20 protein-coding genes are annotated in these 16,593 nt (G+C 54.1%); 3 read left to right on the forward strand and 17 right to left on the reverse strand.

Annotated elements, in window-relative coordinates; translation table 11 throughout:
• Nucleotides 1-50 precede the first annotated feature (50 nt).
• Nucleotides 51-539, reverse strand: coding sequence for a hypothetical protein (locus C2U68_RS09235; RefSeq protein WP_186289557.1), 489 nt, complete (start codon nt 537-539; stop codon nt 51-53).
• Nucleotides 539-1,090, reverse strand: coding sequence for an FMN-binding protein (locus C2U68_RS09240; RefSeq protein WP_140912201.1), 552 nt, complete (start codon nt 1,088-1,090; stop codon nt 539-541). The genes C2U68_RS09235 and C2U68_RS09240 overlap by 1 nt, the downstream gene beginning before the upstream one ends.
• Nucleotides 1,091-1,341: 251 nt before the next feature.
• On the opposite strand from C2U68_RS09240, the gene C2U68_RS09245 reads away from it, so the two are divergent.
• Both C2U68_RS09245 and C2U68_RS09250 read left to right on the forward strand, forming a co-directional pair.
• Nucleotides 1,342-2,865, forward strand: coding sequence for a hypothetical protein (locus C2U68_RS09245; RefSeq protein ID WP_140912202.1), 1,524 nt, complete (start codon nt 1,342-1,344; stop codon nt 2,863-2,865).
• 51 nt (nt 2,866-2,916) lie between these two features.
• The gene (locus C2U68_RS09250; RefSeq protein WP_140912203.1) at nt 2,917-4,134 is read left to right on the forward strand and encodes a cytochrome-c peroxidase; all 1,218 of its coding nucleotides are present in this window, start codon (nt 2,917-2,919) and stop codon (nt 4,132-4,134) included.
• Between the two features lie 58 nt (nt 4,135-4,192).
• On the opposite strand, the gene C2U68_RS09255 is transcribed toward C2U68_RS09250, so the two are convergent.
• From C2U68_RS09255 to C2U68_RS09270, 4 genes are read right to left on the reverse strand one after another with little or no spacing between them, the layout of a single operon-like run.
• Entirely contained in the window at nt 4,193-4,462 is a 270-nt protein-coding gene (locus C2U68_RS09255; RefSeq protein WP_140912204.1) for a GIY-YIG nuclease family protein, read from the reverse strand.
• Nucleotides 4,463-4,475: 13 nt separating this feature from the next.
• A complete protein-coding gene (locus tag C2U68_RS09260) occupies nt 4,476-4,748 on the reverse strand; it encodes a hypothetical protein (protein ID WP_140912205.1) in 273 nt (90 codons plus the stop codon).
• 11 nt (nt 4,749-4,759) lie between these two features.
• Nucleotides 4,760-5,212, reverse strand: a complete 453-nt coding sequence (rnhA, locus tag C2U68_RS09265) for a ribonuclease HI (protein WP_140912206.1) — start codon at nt 5,210-5,212, stop codon at nt 4,760-4,762.
• A 2-nt stretch (nt 5,213-5,214) separates the two neighbouring features.
• Nucleotides 5,215-5,928, reverse strand: a complete 714-nt coding sequence (locus C2U68_RS09270) for a class I SAM-dependent methyltransferase (RefSeq protein ID WP_140912207.1) — start codon at nt 5,926-5,928, stop codon at nt 5,215-5,217.
• Between the two features lie 295 nt (nt 5,929-6,223).
• Here C2U68_RS09270 and C2U68_RS09275 point away from each other — a divergent pair, with 295 nt between their 5' ends.
• Nucleotides 6,224-7,609, forward strand: a complete 1,386-nt coding sequence (locus C2U68_RS09275) for a LysM peptidoglycan-binding domain-containing protein (RefSeq protein WP_260839277.1) — start codon at nt 6,224-6,226, stop codon at nt 7,607-7,609.
• 109 nt (nt 7,610-7,718) lie between these two features.
• Here the strand turns inward: C2U68_RS09275 and C2U68_RS09280 are convergent, their stop codons facing one another.
• The 11 genes from C2U68_RS09280 to rsxA all read right to left on the reverse strand — a co-directional run bounded on the left by C2U68_RS09280 (nt 7,719) and on the right by rsxA (nt 16,547).
• The gene (locus tag C2U68_RS09280; protein ID WP_140912209.1) at nt 7,719-8,648 is read right to left on the reverse strand and encodes an HDOD domain-containing protein; all 930 of its coding nucleotides are present in this window, start codon (nt 8,646-8,648) and stop codon (nt 7,719-7,721) included.
• Between the two features lie 13 nt (nt 8,649-8,661).
• Nucleotides 8,662-9,957: a sigma-54 interaction domain-containing protein gene (locus C2U68_RS09285; protein WP_140912210.1), complete on the reverse strand. Its 1,296-nt coding sequence runs from the start codon at nt 9,955-9,957 to the stop codon at nt 8,662-8,664.
• Between the two features lie 317 nt (nt 9,958-10,274).
• Entirely contained in the window at nt 10,275-10,739 is a 465-nt protein-coding gene (bfr, locus tag C2U68_RS09290) for a bacterioferritin (RefSeq protein ID WP_140912211.1), read from the reverse strand.
• 28 nt (nt 10,740-10,767) lie between these two features.
• On the reverse strand, nt 10,768-10,965 hold the full coding sequence (locus C2U68_RS09295; protein WP_140912212.1) for a bacterioferritin-associated ferredoxin: 198 nt from the start codon (nt 10,963-10,965) through the stop codon (nt 10,768-10,770).
• Between the two features lie 3 nt (nt 10,966-10,968).
• Nucleotides 10,969-11,232 carry an RnfH family protein gene (locus C2U68_RS09300; protein ID WP_140912213.1) on the reverse strand — a complete coding sequence of 88 codons (264 nt, stop codon included), beginning with the start codon at nt 11,230-11,232 and terminating at the stop codon, nt 10,969-10,971.
• A 12-nt stretch (nt 11,233-11,244) separates the two neighbouring features.
• On the reverse strand, nt 11,245-11,967 hold the full coding sequence (locus tag C2U68_RS09305) for an electron transport complex subunit E (RefSeq protein WP_140912214.1): 723 nt from the start codon (nt 11,965-11,967) through the stop codon (nt 11,245-11,247).
• Between the two features lie 94 nt (nt 11,968-12,061).
• Complete coding sequence (gene rsxG, locus C2U68_RS09310; protein ID WP_140912215.1) at nt 12,062-12,805, reverse strand: electron transport complex subunit RsxG; 744 nt, start codon at nt 12,803-12,805, stop codon at nt 12,062-12,064.
• Between the two features lie 8 nt (nt 12,806-12,813).
• On the reverse strand, nt 12,814-13,875 hold the full coding sequence (locus C2U68_RS09315; RefSeq protein WP_140912216.1) for an RnfABCDGE type electron transport complex subunit D: 1,062 nt from the start codon (nt 13,873-13,875) through the stop codon (nt 12,814-12,816).
• Nucleotides 13,872-15,410 carry an electron transport complex subunit RsxC gene (gene rsxC, locus C2U68_RS09320; RefSeq protein WP_140912217.1) on the reverse strand — a complete coding sequence of 513 codons (1,539 nt, stop codon included), beginning with the start codon at nt 15,408-15,410 and terminating at the stop codon, nt 13,872-13,874. Before rsxC ends, C2U68_RS09315 begins: the two co-directional genes overlap by 4 nt.
• An 11-nt stretch (nt 15,411-15,421) precedes the next feature.
• The gene (gene rsxB, locus C2U68_RS09325) at nt 15,422-15,955 is read right to left on the reverse strand and encodes an electron transport complex subunit RsxB (RefSeq protein WP_140912218.1); all 534 of its coding nucleotides are present in this window, start codon (nt 15,953-15,955) and stop codon (nt 15,422-15,424) included.
• A 10-nt stretch (nt 15,956-15,965) separates the two neighbouring features.
• Nucleotides 15,966-16,547, reverse strand: a complete 582-nt coding sequence (gene rsxA, locus C2U68_RS09330) for an electron transport complex subunit RsxA (protein WP_064023544.1) — start codon at nt 16,545-16,547, stop codon at nt 15,966-15,968.
• Between the last annotated feature and the right edge of the window lie 46 nt (nt 16,548-16,593).

Below are 16,593 nucleotides of genomic sequence, written 5' to 3' on the forward strand. Positions count from 1 at the left end.
TGCCAATATTTTGCTCAGGCTTCGATATGAGAGCCATTAATACGCGTTGGTTAATGCAATTGCCGGCGCGATTCGATCAAGGACAAAACGACGACGACAATCAACACCAGTAAAGAGGCCTCCAAGGCCAGGAAAGCAGCGATTTTGAAGTAGGCAAACCAAGGAGAGACGAAACGCACCAACCATCCGGCCACTTCATCGGCAATTGCCGCGAGATAAATAAAAACGCTGAGCCAAATTTTGATCCAGGTTGGCAAAGAAGTCATGATCATCAGATGGGTCAACGTCAAGACCAGCATGCCCATTGCAAACAAATGAAAATGGCTGACTTCGAGCAGGCTTTGGTAACTTCTTGGCTGAGTAAAGTTCTGTTCAGATCCCATGTAATAGGACATTACCGATTCGGCGGTCAAATCCATTTTATGAAAGTACATCAAGCCGTTGCTGATCCACAGCAAGGCCACATAAGCCAAAAACATTAAAATCAGCGAATTGATTAACAGCTGGCGATTCTGTTCGCCGGTAACGAAAAAACGCATCAGTTTGATTTACTTTGTAAAAGAACTTGATAAATCGCCAGAATTTTTCTGGCACTATCCACTGCGGCTCGGGCGCTCAGCGTTGCTCCAGCAACCCCTTGAATGTCCTTGTCCAATGTCAGTTGGTCTATACCGCGATTGCTGAGCAAGGCCATCCAACGTTCGGGCGGTTGGTATTCAGGCGGTTCGTGAAAGGCCAGAGTGTATACATTGCGCAACTTGCCATCAGCAGTCAGTACCAATAGCAAGGTTTCCGCTTGCGTTCTTACCGTATGCGAATCGATCATTGCATATCCGACAATTGCATCATTCTTCTTCCCAACATAAACGCTGATCAGGTTTGAATCCAGCTTCAACTTGGCGAGCTGTTCGATCTTAGCGACCTCTTCGGCACTTGGAAACAACGACATGGTGTCTACCGTTGCGTCATCGCCGAACGCCAGTTTCATTGCCTCGTCCTTACTGTAAAACACAGTCGCTAAAACTGGCGCCGACATTACGCCCAATATCGCCACCAGATGTAAAAGCCTTTTAGGTTTGATTCTGAACATGAAGATTCCGAACAGTGAAAATTAGTTAATGATAAAGACAACGGCCTGACTTTGCCAAACCGTTGGCGAAAACCACATCGGCCAATGTAGTCATCTTGCCTTCCATCCGAACAAAATCACTTCCCGTTCATATAAAGAAATACTCTTTTTCGTCCATTGGATCAGCCAACATGCTTGCTAATGAGAATGCTTTTTATTTATTATTCTATCAAATAGACTTATTTTTCCTAAGACAATTCCGAGGTAACCCAATGAGATCGAAAACCACAACCAAGACGACGCTGTGCCTAGGAACAGCCATCAGCCTGGCTTTGGGCTGTGCAAACGCAGCCCCCAAAAAACCGAACTCGATCGACGAGATGTGGAAAATCATCCAGCAACAACAAAAGGAAATCGAAAACCTGAAAGCCAAATCGTCGGAAAACGAATCACTGAAACAAGAAATTAGCGTTTTGAAGGAAACCCAAAAAAGCCAGGAACAAGCGATTTCGCAAGCCACCGCCTCTCAATCCACTCCTAACGCTACCACCGGCAAATCCGGCAAAGCCGGTCTGGAACATAAAACTGACGTGCTTGCTAGCGAGGTGGAGAAACTCAAGACCCAACTTTATATCCCGGAATCTCGGGAATATAAGAGCCAGTATGGTTTGGGTCCCGCAGCATCTAACGTGTACGGCGTCAGCCGCGGCATATCCATCGGCGGTTACGGCGAGATGATGTACACCAATTACGCCAACGCGCGCGGCGACAATGTTACAAACAAGGACACCGCCGACCTGGAACGTGCGGTCATCTATCTCGGTTACAAGTTCAACGATTGGATCATTTTGAACAACGAAATCGAGTTCGAACACGCTTCGACCGGTGAAGGCTCCGAAGAAAAAGGCGAAGTATCGGTTGAATTCTCGCAATTGGATTTCTTACTGAACCCGAAATACAACATTCGCGCCGGTCTGATGCTAGTGCCGATGGGCTTCATCAACGAAATGCACGAACCAACCACATTCCATGGCAATCGCCGGCCAGACGTAGAACGCTACATCATTCCGTCTACCTGGCGCGAAATGGGCGCCGGCCTATTCGGTGAAATTTTGCCTGGCCTGCAATACCGGATGTACGCGATGAACGGCCTAAATGCGAGCAGCTATTCCAACATTGGCATCAAAGAAGGCCGCCAGGGCGGCAGCAATGCCAAAGCGGAAGATTTCGCCTTCACCGGTCGGCTGGATTATACCCCGGCGTTCGCGCCCGGCTTAATGGTCGGAGCTTCGACGTTTTTCGGCAACAGCGGGCAAAAAGACGTGTTATCCGACGACCGCAATTTCGACGTATTTACTCAACTCTACGAAGGACACGTCCAGTATCGTTACAAAGGCTTGGAGCTGAGAGCTTTGGGTGCCTGGGGCAAAATCAACAACACCACCACGCTCAGTCCTATCATCGGCGAAACCATTGGTCAGGAAAACTTCGGCTGGTACGTGGAAGCGGCTCACGATGTGATGCCCTTCCTGTGGTCTGAAAGTAACCAGTATCTAGCCCCATTTGTCCGTGTCGAGCGGTACAACACTCTGGCATCTGTCGCCAACGCGGCCGACACCGACTTCGACCGCAGCACCGGCTTGGACCGCTGGATTTATCAAGCCGGCCTGAGTTACAAACCCATTCAAAACATCGTCATTAAAGCCGACTATCGGCAAATTCACGACCGGAAGATCGTGCCAAGCGGGATCCCATTCGGCAACGAATTTAACTTAGGTGTCGGCTTTATTTATTGACCTATCAGCGCCCGGGCACGCCGGGCCAATTTAACTACTGGGAATATTCCGATGAAATCATCCATTCGCGCTATCGCCCTTCTCAGTGCAGGCTTAGCGTTCGGTTCGGTGCGCGCTGACGTCGTAGTCCCGGTATTACCGGGCAGTAGCGGCTTGAGTCTGAAGGCGCAATTAGGGCAGAAATTGTTTTTCGATACCAATTTATCGGAGCCCGCAGGCCAAGCCTGCGCCAGCTGCCATAATCCTAATTTCGCATTTACCGACGCGGATAAAACCAAGCCTACATCCAAGGGTGTGGACCCTACGCTGCACGGCAACCGCAACGCCCCGACTGCGATGTATGCGGCATTTTCACCAGCTTTCTATTTCGACCGCAAAACCGGCCTTTACATGGGGGGACAATTCGTAGACGGCCGGGCGGCAACGCTAACGGCGCAAGCCAAGGGGCCGTTCGTAAACCCGGTCGAAATGGCTAATCCCGATCCGGCGACAGTAGTAAACAAAGTCCGAAACGCCAACTACATTGACTACGTCACGCTATTTAACGCCATCTACGGACCAAGTGCGTTGAGCGATACGTCGTTAGCCTACGACAGGATCGCCGACGCGATTGCGGCCTACGAAAATAGCCCGGTATTTAACCGGTTTACCTCGAAATACGATTTCTATTTGTTCGGTAAAGCCAGCTTCACCGCAGCAGAAGTGCGGGGCCGCGGCGTTTTCGAATCGGCCAGCAAGGGGAACTGTGCGGCATGCCACCCGAGCCGCCCGCCTGCCGCCGGCAAACCGCCAATGTTCACCGACTTCAGCTACGACAATATCGGAGTAGCGAAAAACCCGGACAATCCGTTTTATACCATACCGGCACAATTCAACCCGGATGGTGCCTATTTCGTAGACCTCGGCCTCGGCGGCAGCTTGGGCGTTGCGGGCGAAGATGGGAAATTCAAGGTGCCGACGCTACGCAATATTGCGTTGACCGCCCCTTACACCCATAACGGCTATTTCAAGAGTCTACGTACCGTGGTCGAATTTTACGCAAAGCGCGATACTAAAAAGCGCTGCTCGAATCCTCTGACGAACGACACTAACGCTCTGACGCAAAATTGTTGGCCGGCACCGGAAACCTTGGCAAACGTCAACCATGCCGAATTGGGGTCGTTAAAGCTCACCACGCAAGATATCGACGACTTGGTGGCGTTTTTGAACACACTGACCGATGGCTACAAAACGACCTCGCCGTGGACTTATACCACTCCTAGCCCTTGAACATACGCTTGGCGAGACAATCGTCAAGCGTTTCAAAACCGTTAGAAACCGGCCGTGGCTATTCCCCAACGCCCGATAGCGAACGTTCTGCGATCAAGACTAATTTTTGCGCGCGGGTCAATTTTTTGATCGCAGCCTCCCTGCGACTGGCGGAGCCTTTATCGTGGCCGCCTTCCAAATAAGCGATATTTAACGGTCGTCTCGCGCGGAAGTATTTGGCACCTAAGCCGGCTTGGTGTTGCCTAAATCTGCGCTGCACATCGGTCGTTATGCCGGTATATAAACTACCGTCGCAGCATTCGATCATGTAAACCGACCAACCCGCCATCGCACCGGCCGGGTCAAGCCGACTTATTCAACCAGGCGTTGATAGCCAGCGCGACCGCTACGCCAAAAGCGATGTAGGCGTACTGCACGGTGAATACCAACAAACCATTTTGAGTGTGACTTGCCGTATCTTTAATCATCGGCGTCACGATCAACGTCCAAAGCACCGCCGCCAAAAAATAGACCACTACCCCGGACACCGCCCAGGAAATCGCCGGCCGGCCCGAGCGCGCGGCCGTGTTGTAAAACCATACTGCGATTAACGCCGCCGCTACCGAACCTATCATGTATCACCTGTTTAATTATTGAGTAACCCGGCAACCGGGGGAATACCCAGGTTTGCCAACTGGTCGGCGCGTTCGTTGCCGGGAACGCCGGCATGGCCCTTGACCCAGACCCAATCGATCCGATGGCGTTGGATCGCCGCATCCAGACGCTGCCACAATTCAACGTTTTTCACCGGCTGATTGGCAGCCGTTTTCCAAGCGCGTTTTTTCCAGTTGGGCATCCATTCGGTAATACCCTGCAACACGTACTTAGAATCGGTATACAGCCTGACGCTACAGGGTTTGTTCAAGGTTTCCAGCGCTTGAATCGCCGCCATCAATTCCATCCGGTTATTGGTGGTTTCTGGCTCTCCGCCGAACAACTCTTTGCGGTGAGCCTTATAGTCCAGGCACACCCCCCAGCCGCCGGGCCCCGGATTGCCCTTGCACGCGCCGTCAGTGTATATGTTGACCGTTTCCGCCATGTTTATGAATCCTCGTGTGAGCGCGACTCCAAGCCCGCCGCCGCAGTCGCTAATTTGGTTTTACGCCGTTTTTCGACGGTCAGGGGTATCAGGGTATATTGTCTCTTTACCGCTCTAATGCCGTAGGCCATCGCAAACAACGCAGCGAATCCGGTTTGGAACTTGCCGTGGGAAATGGTGTAACTATCCAGACCGAACTCGGCCGCAGTCAACAGCTCGAAATTCATCAATTTTAACCAATCCAACATCCGCGATTTACTGATGAAATGCGCGCGCCAGGAATCGGCCATTTTTCGGTCCCACAGAAACTGAAACCGAACCGCCAGACTAAACGGACTGAAATTCAATACCACCAATTCGCCACCCGGCTTAAGCACCCGGTTGACCTCGCGCAGAGTCTGGAACCGGCGCGCATCGAACTCGAGTATATGCGGCAAAATCACCAAATCTATCGACTCGGTCTGTATCGGCAAGCTAAAGGCCTTAGCGGCCACTTTGAGCGCGTCGGCATCGCCCAACGCCTTGCCGTCGAGAATCAGATAATTACGGTAAAGCGAAAAATCGACGAACTCTTTCTCCCAGCCCAGCCCGCCGATTTGCAATTGGTTTTGTTTGCAACTGACGGTAATCGAGCGTTTCAGGTAACTGGCTTCCATGGTTTGCAACAGCTTCCCCCTTGGGGTTTCGTATAGTGCAAACAAGAATTGTCTTTTCATCTATTCAACCGATAAGGCTATGTTTTTTGGCTATTTTAGAAAGCCATGCTACGATCTAATTTTTTTATTTTAGCGAGTTCAGACAATGCCCCGCTCAATTTCTAAAAAATCAGCCCGTCATCTGTCTTATCTACTACCTATTTTGCTGGTTACAGGTTGTAGCCAACAAGCTCAGAAAGATCATCTGACCCAGTCTTCCACGAGTAAGTTTTCCGTATTTACCCGCAATGGCAAAGCTATCAGCTCGTCTAAGAAGCAGGAAGCAGCCAAAGAACATAACACGCTGTGGGACAGAATGTTGTCGCTGTATGCATTGCCTGAAATCGACCACCCCCGGATAGACCGCGAAGTAAATTGGTATCTGCGTAATCCGGACTATCTGTCCCGAGTCCAGCAGCGGGCGGAACCTTATCTGTATTTTATATTGAACGAAATCGAAGCCAAAAACATCCCCGGCGAGCTGGCCTTGTTACCGGCGGTGGAAAGCGCTTTCCGCCCGGATGCAATGTCGCCGGCGCAAGCATCGGGCTTGTGGCAGTTTATTCCGCCGACCGGCAAGCTTTACGGCCTGAAACAAAACAGCTGGTACGACGGCCGCCGCGACGTGGTCGAATCGACCCAGGCAGCCACCACGTTCTTAAAAGAGCTCAGCGAAACCTTCAATAACGACTGGCTGCTGGCGCTGGCGTCTTACAATGCCGGCAAGGGCAATATCAAGAATGCCGTGGACCGGAATGTTGAACGCGGCCAACCCACCGATTTCTGGTCGCTGGATTTGAACAGCGAAACCTCGGCTTACGTCCCCCGGCTGTTGGCAATCGCCAAAATCTTTGCCAATCCGGAAAAATACAACGTCAACTTGCACCAATTCGCCAACCAGCCTTACTTTGAACTGGTCGACGTCAAATCTCAGATCGACCTGGGTAAAGCCGCGGAACTGGCTCAAACCCCGCTAGACGATTTTTTGAAGCTGAACCCGGGCTACAACCGGTGGAGTACCGATCCGAACGGCGCCCAGCACTTGCTGATTCCGGTCGACAAAGCCGATAAATTCAAGGAAAAACTGGCGGAACTGCCGCACGAAGAACGCATCCGCTGGGAACACCATACGGTGGGTAAAAAAGAGACGCTGAAAAGTATCGCCAGCAAACACCACACCACGGTTGAAGAAATTGCCAGCGTCAACCACCTGGAAGACGAAGCGGTGGCGCAAGGCAAAATCTTGCTGATTCCGGCGTCCAACCAATCGCAAAAAGGCGAAGCTACCAGCCTAGCCTCGTCGGCACCGGCAGCCCAAACCTCGGCGCCGATGCCGGCCGGCAAACAGGTGTATACGGTCAAGAAAGGCGATACTTTGTCCCGCCTGGCTCAGCATTTCGCCATCGATCAGGATGACATCGTCAGTTGGAATAAGCTATCGAAAAAAGCCGCGTTAAAACCCGGCCAAAAACTGACCATCAAAAAGACCAGCGGCAGCATCACCGTCGCATCCACGGCACCAGCCATCAAACAAATCAGTTACACCGTCAAACCGGGCGACACGCTGGGCCAAATTTCGAAAAAATTTAATGTCAACGTTACCGAATTGCGTAAATGGAACAATGTGCCGCGCAACAAAGCGGACATAAAACCCGGCTCGAAACTGAAAATCCTGGTCGAAACCAGCCATTCCTCAACCTAATCCCAAATGCGACCCGATCCTGACGCCCTCGGAATCCGGGGGCGGGATCGAATCGTAATCACACCAAGCGTAACCGGGATTCAACGCCGCTTGCCTTTAGCAGCAGTGCTCAGTCCGTCAACTGTTCGGCCGTTGCCAGAATATAACTGATCTCGTCATTTTGGCTGTCGAGAATGCGTTCGCAGGCCGCCTCGTCCAAGCCCAACAGCGTCGGCACGTCGTCGGGACAAGCCTGATTCGCGGCATCGCCTATACCCAACTTGCCCAACAGACAATCGCTGTAAAAAGTCAGCAAATTCAGCACGTGATGCTCACCCCGATAACAAGGGTTGTGGTGGTGATAAACGATATCGGTGATTGTGCGCGGCATCGACCAGACATTCATTAACCAAGCGCCGATTTCGGTGTGATTCAAACCGAACGCGAAATTTTCCAGGTTAAAGATCGCCAAATTCGGATTTGCGTTGATCAGGCCGCTCAGATAGTTGAATTCGTCAGGGAACCGATGCCCCAACAACGGAAAGCCGATGTTGTGCATCAAACCGGCCAGAAACAACTCCTGGGAACTCGGCCGCATCGACTCCGGCATCGCCGCCGCCAATTGCGGCATCAACCGGGTACTGGCCAAGGCGTGAGTCCAGAACATCCGGGTCCCGATCTGCCCTTCCTTCGGCGATTTCAGCGGCGCCAGCACCGCCAGGCCCAGCGCCAGATCCAGGACGAAATTAAATCCCAGAACCCGGCTAATCGCGTCGTGTACGGTCGTGATCTTGCCGCGGTAGCCGTACAACGAAGAACTGGCCCAACGGATGATTTGCGCCGTCAATAGCGGGTCCAGCTCAATGATTTCAGCCAATTTGGCGACATCGGCATGCGGATCGCCAATCAGATTCAATATGCGCATTGCGCTGCCCGGCAACGGCGGCAACGCTTTGATCTGGGCAATCATTTCCCGCATATCCCGCGGCGGCGTGAAACCGTTACGTTGCTGGTTACCGATGTTGTCCAGCGTCCAGTTGATCAAATTGGATTCCATCATCGCGTCCCGTGGCCTAGTTCAAGTGCAGCCGGTTCAATTTCCGGTAAAGCGTTCGTTCACTGATATTCATTTCGGCCGCTATCAGCTTGCGGTTGCCCTGATATTTTTTCATCAGACTGCCGATAAATTCCGCCTCGTACTGCGCCAAGCCGGTCAGGGCTGTTGGCTCGCGTTGCTCGGCAACGCCGTTTCCGGTTTCAGCGATCTCGGCCGGACGCTGCATAAAGTGAATGTCGGTGTCTTGAATCTTGTGTTCCTTACACAAACCGGCGGCCAGTTGTAGACAATTGCGCAACTCGCGGATATTCCCCGGCCAATCGTATTGGATCAACTTGACCAACGCCGCTTGCGTCAGGCTGTAACGCCCATCTCCCACCGCGAGTTGCCCCAGGAAATGGTCGATCAATATCGGCAGGTCTTGCTTGCGCTGGCGTAACGGCGGCGTTCCCACCGGAAACACCGACAACCGGTAGAATAAGTCCTCGCGAAACCGGCCGTTTTTGACCATTTCCGCCAAATTCCGATGGGTTGCACAAACCACTCTGACTTTCGCTTTTTGCATCGTGGTACCGCCCACACGACGAAATTGACCGCTTTCCAAGGCCCGTAACAACTTGGGTTGTTGCGACAACGGCAAATCGCCGATCTCGTCGAAAAACAAAGTGCCATTGTCCGCCAATTCGAATAGGCCTTTCTTCGCCGCGGTGGCGCCGGTAAACGCGCCTTTTTCATGGCCGAACAACTCGCTTTCGAACAAGTCTTCACCCAGGATGGTGCAATCGACAATCACGAATTCGCCATTCGCCTGCTTAGAGTTCCGGTGGACAAACTCGGCGGCCAACTCTTTGCCGGTTCCGGTCTCGCCAAGCAGCATCACGGCAGCTTGAGTATCGGCAGCCTGGCATAACCGGGTTTTAAACTCGGCAAAGGCTGGCGACTTACCTACCATCAAGGTCTCAGATTCTACAGACGGGCCTTTGTGCAATGGTGTCTGCACTTCCCCCAGATACAGCGTGGCATCGGCATCCAACAGCGGAAAACCGCGTACATTTAACGAGGACGGCGCCTCTGGATTACTGTAATCGGGATAGACCCCCGCATACGATTCCAAGGTTCTGAACATTTTCCGGTGCCGGCAATCGCTGTTGTCCGGACAGCACGGTTTACCTACCCGACTCTGCCGGGAAGCGCCGAACCCCAATTCCCAAGCCCGGTTGACGGCTACCACATTCAAACCGGCATCGACGATAACCAGCGGCAAGTCGTGTGTTTCCAGCAAGGATTCCAGGGTAAAAGCATTTTGCGGCATACGCTCCATTCCGGCAGTTTTGATAGAAAAATCGGCAACCTCACGCCGCTAGACGGCAACGGCGGGATACGACCGTATCAACCAGCCCAAGGCCGCTCCCAGCAATCGGATTAAGCATAACCCATAAGCGGAAAGTGGTGGCGAGGCGCGGAAAATATTCGCTGAAGTACCTTCGCCGGCCCTGTCGGCAAGCGAGCTGATATTTCGCCGCCGGCGCGACTATTGAATTAAAGACAGGAAGTTGGAAACACGCGCGAGAAACGGCGGTCGCGCCGCCAAAGGTATTCTCGGCGCGACCGCTGTTTGCGAAAGGTGGGTTACATTTGCGACTGCAAATAGTTTTGCAAGCCGATTTTTTCGATCAAATCCAACTGGGTTTCCAGCCAGTCAACGTGTTCTTCCTCGCTTTCCAGGATGTGCTCCAATACTTCGCGGGAGATATAGTCGTTGACCGATTCGCAGTAAGCGATCGCTTCTTTCAACAGCGGCAACGCCAGCAATTCCAACTTAAGGTCGCATTCCAGCATTTCCCGCGGATTTTCGCCTATCATCAAGCGGCCCAGGCTTTGCAGATTGGGCAAACCTTCCAAAAACAACACCCGCTCGATCAGCTTGTCGGCGTGTTTCATTTCGTCGATCGACTCGTGGTATTCCTTTTCGTTGAGCTTGTGCAAACCCCAGTTTTTAAACATCCGGGCATGCAAAAAATACTGGTTGATCGCGGTTAATTCGTTTTCCAATACCTTGTTCAGATACTCGATAACTTTCTTGTCGCCTTGCATGTCTAATCTCCTGGGTAATGTGGTTTGGTCAGTGCCGACGATTCGCCGTCTGCTGCAAAGGTCCGGCGGATTTATCGGTCAAGATTCGGGCAATATCCTTGTTGCATTTGCCGCAGTCGCCGCCCACGCCGAAACAATGGAACAGCTGCTTGCGCGAACACAACCCTCTGGCGATTGCGGCATCGAGCTGGCTATCGGTCACCGCTTTGCAAATGCAGACATACATCGCTTATGCCACTCGTCGCCGTTGAACTTGAGTGGGATCGGCGGTGATTTTACGGTAGATTTCCACCCGGTCGCCCTCTTTGACCGGAGCATCCAGCTTGGCTAGTTTACCGAAAATACCGACCTTTTGCGTTTCCAGATCGATCTCCGGAATTTGCTTCAACACGCCGGACAACTGGATCGCATCGGCGATGGTGCTGCCGTCAGGCACTTCCAGACGCAACCAAATTTGCCGATCGGCCTGTGCGTAACATACCCCTACGTTCATCTTCGACTCCTGTTATTCCACCGCGACCGCATCCTCGTCAACCACCTCCACCGCCGCCTCCACTAGCGGGGCCGGCTTGAGCGCAATTCTGCGATCCAACAACCGCTTCAAGGCCACCATGAACCCAAGCATGATAAAGCCGCCCGGCGGCAACGCCATTAGTAAGAAACCTTTGTATTCCGGTATCAACACGGTCTCCAGAAAGCGAAAGCTTTCGCCAAGCAGAACCGAAGCGTTGGCAAATAAAGTACCGGTCGAACTAATCTCGCGCATCGCCCCCAACACCACCATCGCCCCGGTAAAGCCGACACCCATCATCAGACCGTCCCACATCGACGGCATCACCGGCTGCTTGGAAGCGAAGGCTTCGGCGCGGCCGAGAATCACGCAGTTGGTCACGATCAACGGGATGAACAAGCCCAACACCTTATGCAACTCGTGCATCCAGGCATTCAGAAAAATATCGACCAGCGTCACCAGCGCCGCAATCAGCAGCACGAAAATCGGAATCCTAATTTCCGACGGGATCAAATGCCGGCTGACCGAAACCGCGGCGTTGGAAGCCACCATCACCACCATCGTTGCCAAGCCCATGCCCAAACCGTTGGTTGCGGTTCCAGTCACGGCCAATAGCGGACACAGCGCCAGATTTTGGGTCAAAACCACATTGTTGTCCCACAAGCCGTCGCGGGCGATTGTTCGGTATTGTGCAGAGAATAGAATCGACAGATTCATGACAGCTATGCTCCCTTATAAAAACTTGGTTGCGATTCGTGTGCTATCGGCGGCGCCAACGCAGTCGCTGCTCAGTGAGCTTGCTAACCGACGGTTAACCGGCACCCAGCAATTCCGCCTGGTGCGACTTGTAAAAGTCCAAACCGCGCTTGATGGCCTGCACCACTTTGCGCGGCGTGATGGTCGCGCCGCTGAATTGGTCGAACACGCCGCCGTCTTTCTTCACGGCCCATTGTTCGACGCTCAGGTTATCCAGCGATTTGCCGTTGAACCCTAACACCCATTTCGATTTGGTGACTTCGATCTTGTCGCCCAGACCGGGCGTTTCGACGTGAGAAATGACCCGTACGCCGAGAATTTCGCCGTTGCGGTCGACGCCCATCACCAGAGTAATCGGCCCGGCATAGCCGTCCGGCGCCACGAATTTGAAACATACCGCATTGACCATCCCGGCTTGCTTGGCTAAATACACCTCGATTTGCTCGCTTCCCAGATTGTTGTCGCGGGCATCCAGCATCACGCTGTCCTGCAGCAGATCGTTATCGTGCAATTCGGCCGGCACTACCTGGGCCAGATTGGCCTGCAAATCTTCGCGCAAGCGCAATTCGATCACGCCGCGGGTCGCCAGGTCGGCAACGCCCAACAGAATCGCAGCCAACAGCGCAAACCCGGCCAACACGCCGGCCTGAAATTTAACTTGCGGCCTTAATTGCTGCAAATTATCGGGTTCCAGCCAAATCGCCAGTTTTTGCCTGAACCAAGCCCAACGTTGCCGCGCCGATTCTAAAAATTCGCCGGCTTTGAGCCCGGTTTGAGGTTTTGCGGGTTCGGAACTCATGGCCGGCCTCAGGAGCTGGAAATATCGAGCGGTTTGCCGTTACGGTAACGGCCGTAGATCCGCGGACGGATGTAATGGTCGATCAACGGCGTCACGGCGTTCATCAACAAGATTGCAAAGCCGGTACCTTCCGGATAGCCGCCCCAGGTGCGGATCACGTAAATCAACATGCCGCAACCGGCACCGAAAATAATTTGGCCCAACGGCGTATTCGGTGACGTGACGTAGTCGGTGGCGATAAAAAACGCCACTAACATCACCGCACCGGAATTCAAATGCACCCAGGGCCCCAGATAGTGCTGGCTATCCAGTAAATGAAACAGACTCGACAACAGAAAAATGCTCAGCAACAGCGATACCGGAATATGCCATTTGATTACGCCCTGCCGCATCAGCCAGATGCCGCCCGCCAAAAGTAGCAGCGACGAGGTTTCGCCCAGACTGCCGCGCTCCCAGCCTAAAAAAGCCAGAAAACCGGAATAATCCAACAAACTGCCGGGCAACAACCGGCCTTGGGAGAATTCGGTTTTGACGTAACCCAAGGTGGTGGCGCCGGTCATGGCATCGGCATTTTGCAAGCCGCCGAAGGTGATACCCAAACTATCGATCATCCCCGGACCTGTGAACAACGGCGACACGTTGGCCCAGGTCGTCATCTCGATCGGAAACGAAATCAGTAAGGCCACCCGCGCCAGCATGGCCGGGTTGAACAGATTTTGGCCCAAGCCGCCGTAGACGTGCTTACCCAGCACGATCGCGATGGCCGCGCCGACCACGCCTATCCACCACGGCGCCCAGGGCGGTAAGGTCATGGCCACCAGCAAACCGGTGACAATGGCAGAACCGTCGCGCAAAAACGGCGTGGCGGCAACGCCCTTCAGTTTCAAACTGAACGCTTCGAACAAGAGTGCCGCGGCTACGGTCGTCGCCAGTAAGTAAAGGGCCGGCCAACCGAACAGAAATATGCCGCAGGCGATCGCTGGCGCCATGGCCTTAATCACCAGCCACATGATCTGGTCTACGCGGCGGGTGGCCACAACGTGCGGCCCGCTGATCGGTTTGCTGCTCATGCGGTCTCCTCGGCGGCGACGCCCGGCGCGGTTTTTTCGGTACCTTCGGCTTTAGCTTGCTGCGCCTGCTGCTGGGCGGCCAATCTGGCGGCACGGGCTTCGGCGGCGCGCTCGGCTTCGGCTTCGGCTTCCAAGCGAATGCGTTCCATCCGGTTGTTGCGGTCTTCGATCAAACGCTTGGTTTGCTCGGCTTTATGCTCGGCTTGTTGGCGCTTGACCAGTTCGCCGGACGCAAACTTGAAGTAGTGCACCAACGGAATGTTAGAGGGACAGACGTAAGAACAACTACCGCAACTGATGCAATCCTTCAGACCCAAATCCACCGCCGCATCGAGTTGGTTGACCTTGATCCGGCTGGCCATCTCCAACGGCAACAAACCGACCGGACAGGCCGTCACGCAACTCGAGCACCGAATGCACGGTTGCACCTCCGGCTCTTCGATATCGGCTTGCGACAATGCCAGAATTCCGTTGCAGGCCTTGACCACCGGCACCTCGGCGATCGGCAATGCGTCGCCCATCATCGGCCCGCCCATGACCAGCCGCGCCATTTTGGCTTTGTCCAGGCCGCAATAGGCCAATACTTCCGACATCAGGGTACCGATCGGCACTTCGACATTCTGCGGCTGCGCGACCGCCGCGCCGGACACCGTCACCACCCGGCTAATCAAGGGCTGGCCCAAACAAACGGCTTTATAAACCGCGTACGCGGTGGCAACGTTATGCACTACGACGCCGATGTCGGTGGCGCGGCCGTCGGCCGGAATCTCCTGGCCGGTCAGATAGCGCAGCATTTGCCGATCCCAGCCCATCGGATAGCGGGTAGGCACTTGCGAGACGACGATATTGGCGAAGTCGCGGCTGGCCTCGCGCATCGCCGCAAAGGCTTCCGGCTTGTTGTCTTCGATCCCGACCAAGGCTTTGGGCGCATCCATCCCGCGCAACATCAGCCGGATGCCGGCCACTATTTCCGCCGCCCGCTCCTGCATCAAGCGGTCGTCGCAAGTCAGATAGGGTTCGCATTCGCCGGCGTTGATCAGCAGGGTATGGATTTTGTTCTTCCGGCCCAGACTCAATTTCACCGCCGACGGGAATACCGCGCCGCCCAGACCAACCACGCCGGCCGCACCGACCCGCAGGCAGATTTCTTCCGGATCGAGCTGAAACGGGTCTTCTGCGACGTTCAACTCCGCCCATTGTTCGAGTCCGTCGCTTTCCAACACGACGGTGCGGATCGGCAAGGCCGACGGGTGCGGCGCCGGAAAGTCTTTGACATCGACAATGGTGCCGGAGGTTGGCGCATGTACCGGCGCCGAAATCGTGCCTTGACTGTACGCCAGCAATTGGCCTTTCAACACCTTGTCACCGACCATGACCAACGGCTCGGCCGGCTTGCCCACATGCTGCTGCACCGGAATATACAGTTTCTTCGGCAACGGAAAATCGGTCGCAATCGGTAGCGCCGAGGTCTCGGTTTTGTGTTCTTCGGCGTGAATACCGCCGCGCAAACGGGGATTTTCGAACAATGCGAGCATAGGCTTCTCCGTCAGGCCGCCAGCGGTTTAGGCCAGCGCCAATTGCGCAGGGTCACTTCGATCGGATACATTTGCAAACATTCGGTTGGGCAGACTTCGACGCATTTTTTGCAACCGATGCAGGCATCGGCAACCACGGCATGGATTTGTTTCGGCGCGCCGACGATCGCATCGGTCGGGCAGACTTTGAAGCAGCGGGTGCAGCCGGTGCAGGTTTCCTCGCTCACCCGGGCCACCATCGGCTCCTGGTCCTGAGTCTGGCTCAAATCGACTTCCACGCCCAGCAACTTGGCCAGTTGCTCCACCAGCGACGTTCCCCCCGGCGGGCACAAAGTCACCGGCGCCGCGCCCGATACCACCGCTTCAGCCGCGGGCCGGCAGCCCGGATAACCGCACTGTCCGCATTGCGAACCGGGCATCAACGCCTCCACTTTTTCGATCAGCGGATCGGCCTCTACTTTCAAATACTTTCCGGCAATCCCCAGCGCCAGCCCCAGTAACAGTCCCAGTGCAGTCAGAACAACGATGGCGGACAGTACGTACATAATGCGCCTCTTATTTAGTATAAAGACCCGCAAACCCCATAAATGCCAGCGATAAAATGCCGGCGGTAATAAAAGCGATAGGCGTCCCCGAAAAAAGCGCCGGTACCGCCATGAGCGCCAAGCGTTCACGCAGACCGGCGAAGAGCACCATCACCAGGGTAAAACCCATTGCCGAGCCAAAGCCGAACAGCAGGCTTTGCACGAAATCGTATTTCTCCTGGATGTTGAGCAAGGCCACACCCAGCACCGCGCAATTCGTCGTAATCAGCGGTAAGAAAATCCCCAGCACCTGGTACATGACCGGGCTGGTTTTATGAATCACCATTTCGGTAAATTGCACCACGGCGGCGATCACCAATATAAATCCCAGCACCCGCAAAAAGCCGATATCGAACGGTATCAGCAAGCGGTGTTCCAACACCCAGCTGGCGGCGGATGCCAGCGTCAACACGAAGGTGGTTGCCAAACCCATACCCAGTGCCGTGTCGAGCTTATTGGACACGCCCATGAACGGGCATAATCCGAGAAACTTGACCAGCACGACGTTATTGACCAACGCCGTACCCAATATCAGAAGTAAGTATTCGCTCATCGCCTTAAACCTGGTGTTTTGCAATGTAATCAGCATCAATTGTGCC

The sequence above is a fragment of the Methylomonas koyamae genome (assembly GCF_006483455.1).
GTDB lineage: Bacteria > Pseudomonadota > Gammaproteobacteria > Methylococcales > Methylomonadaceae > Methylomonas > Methylomonas koyamae_B.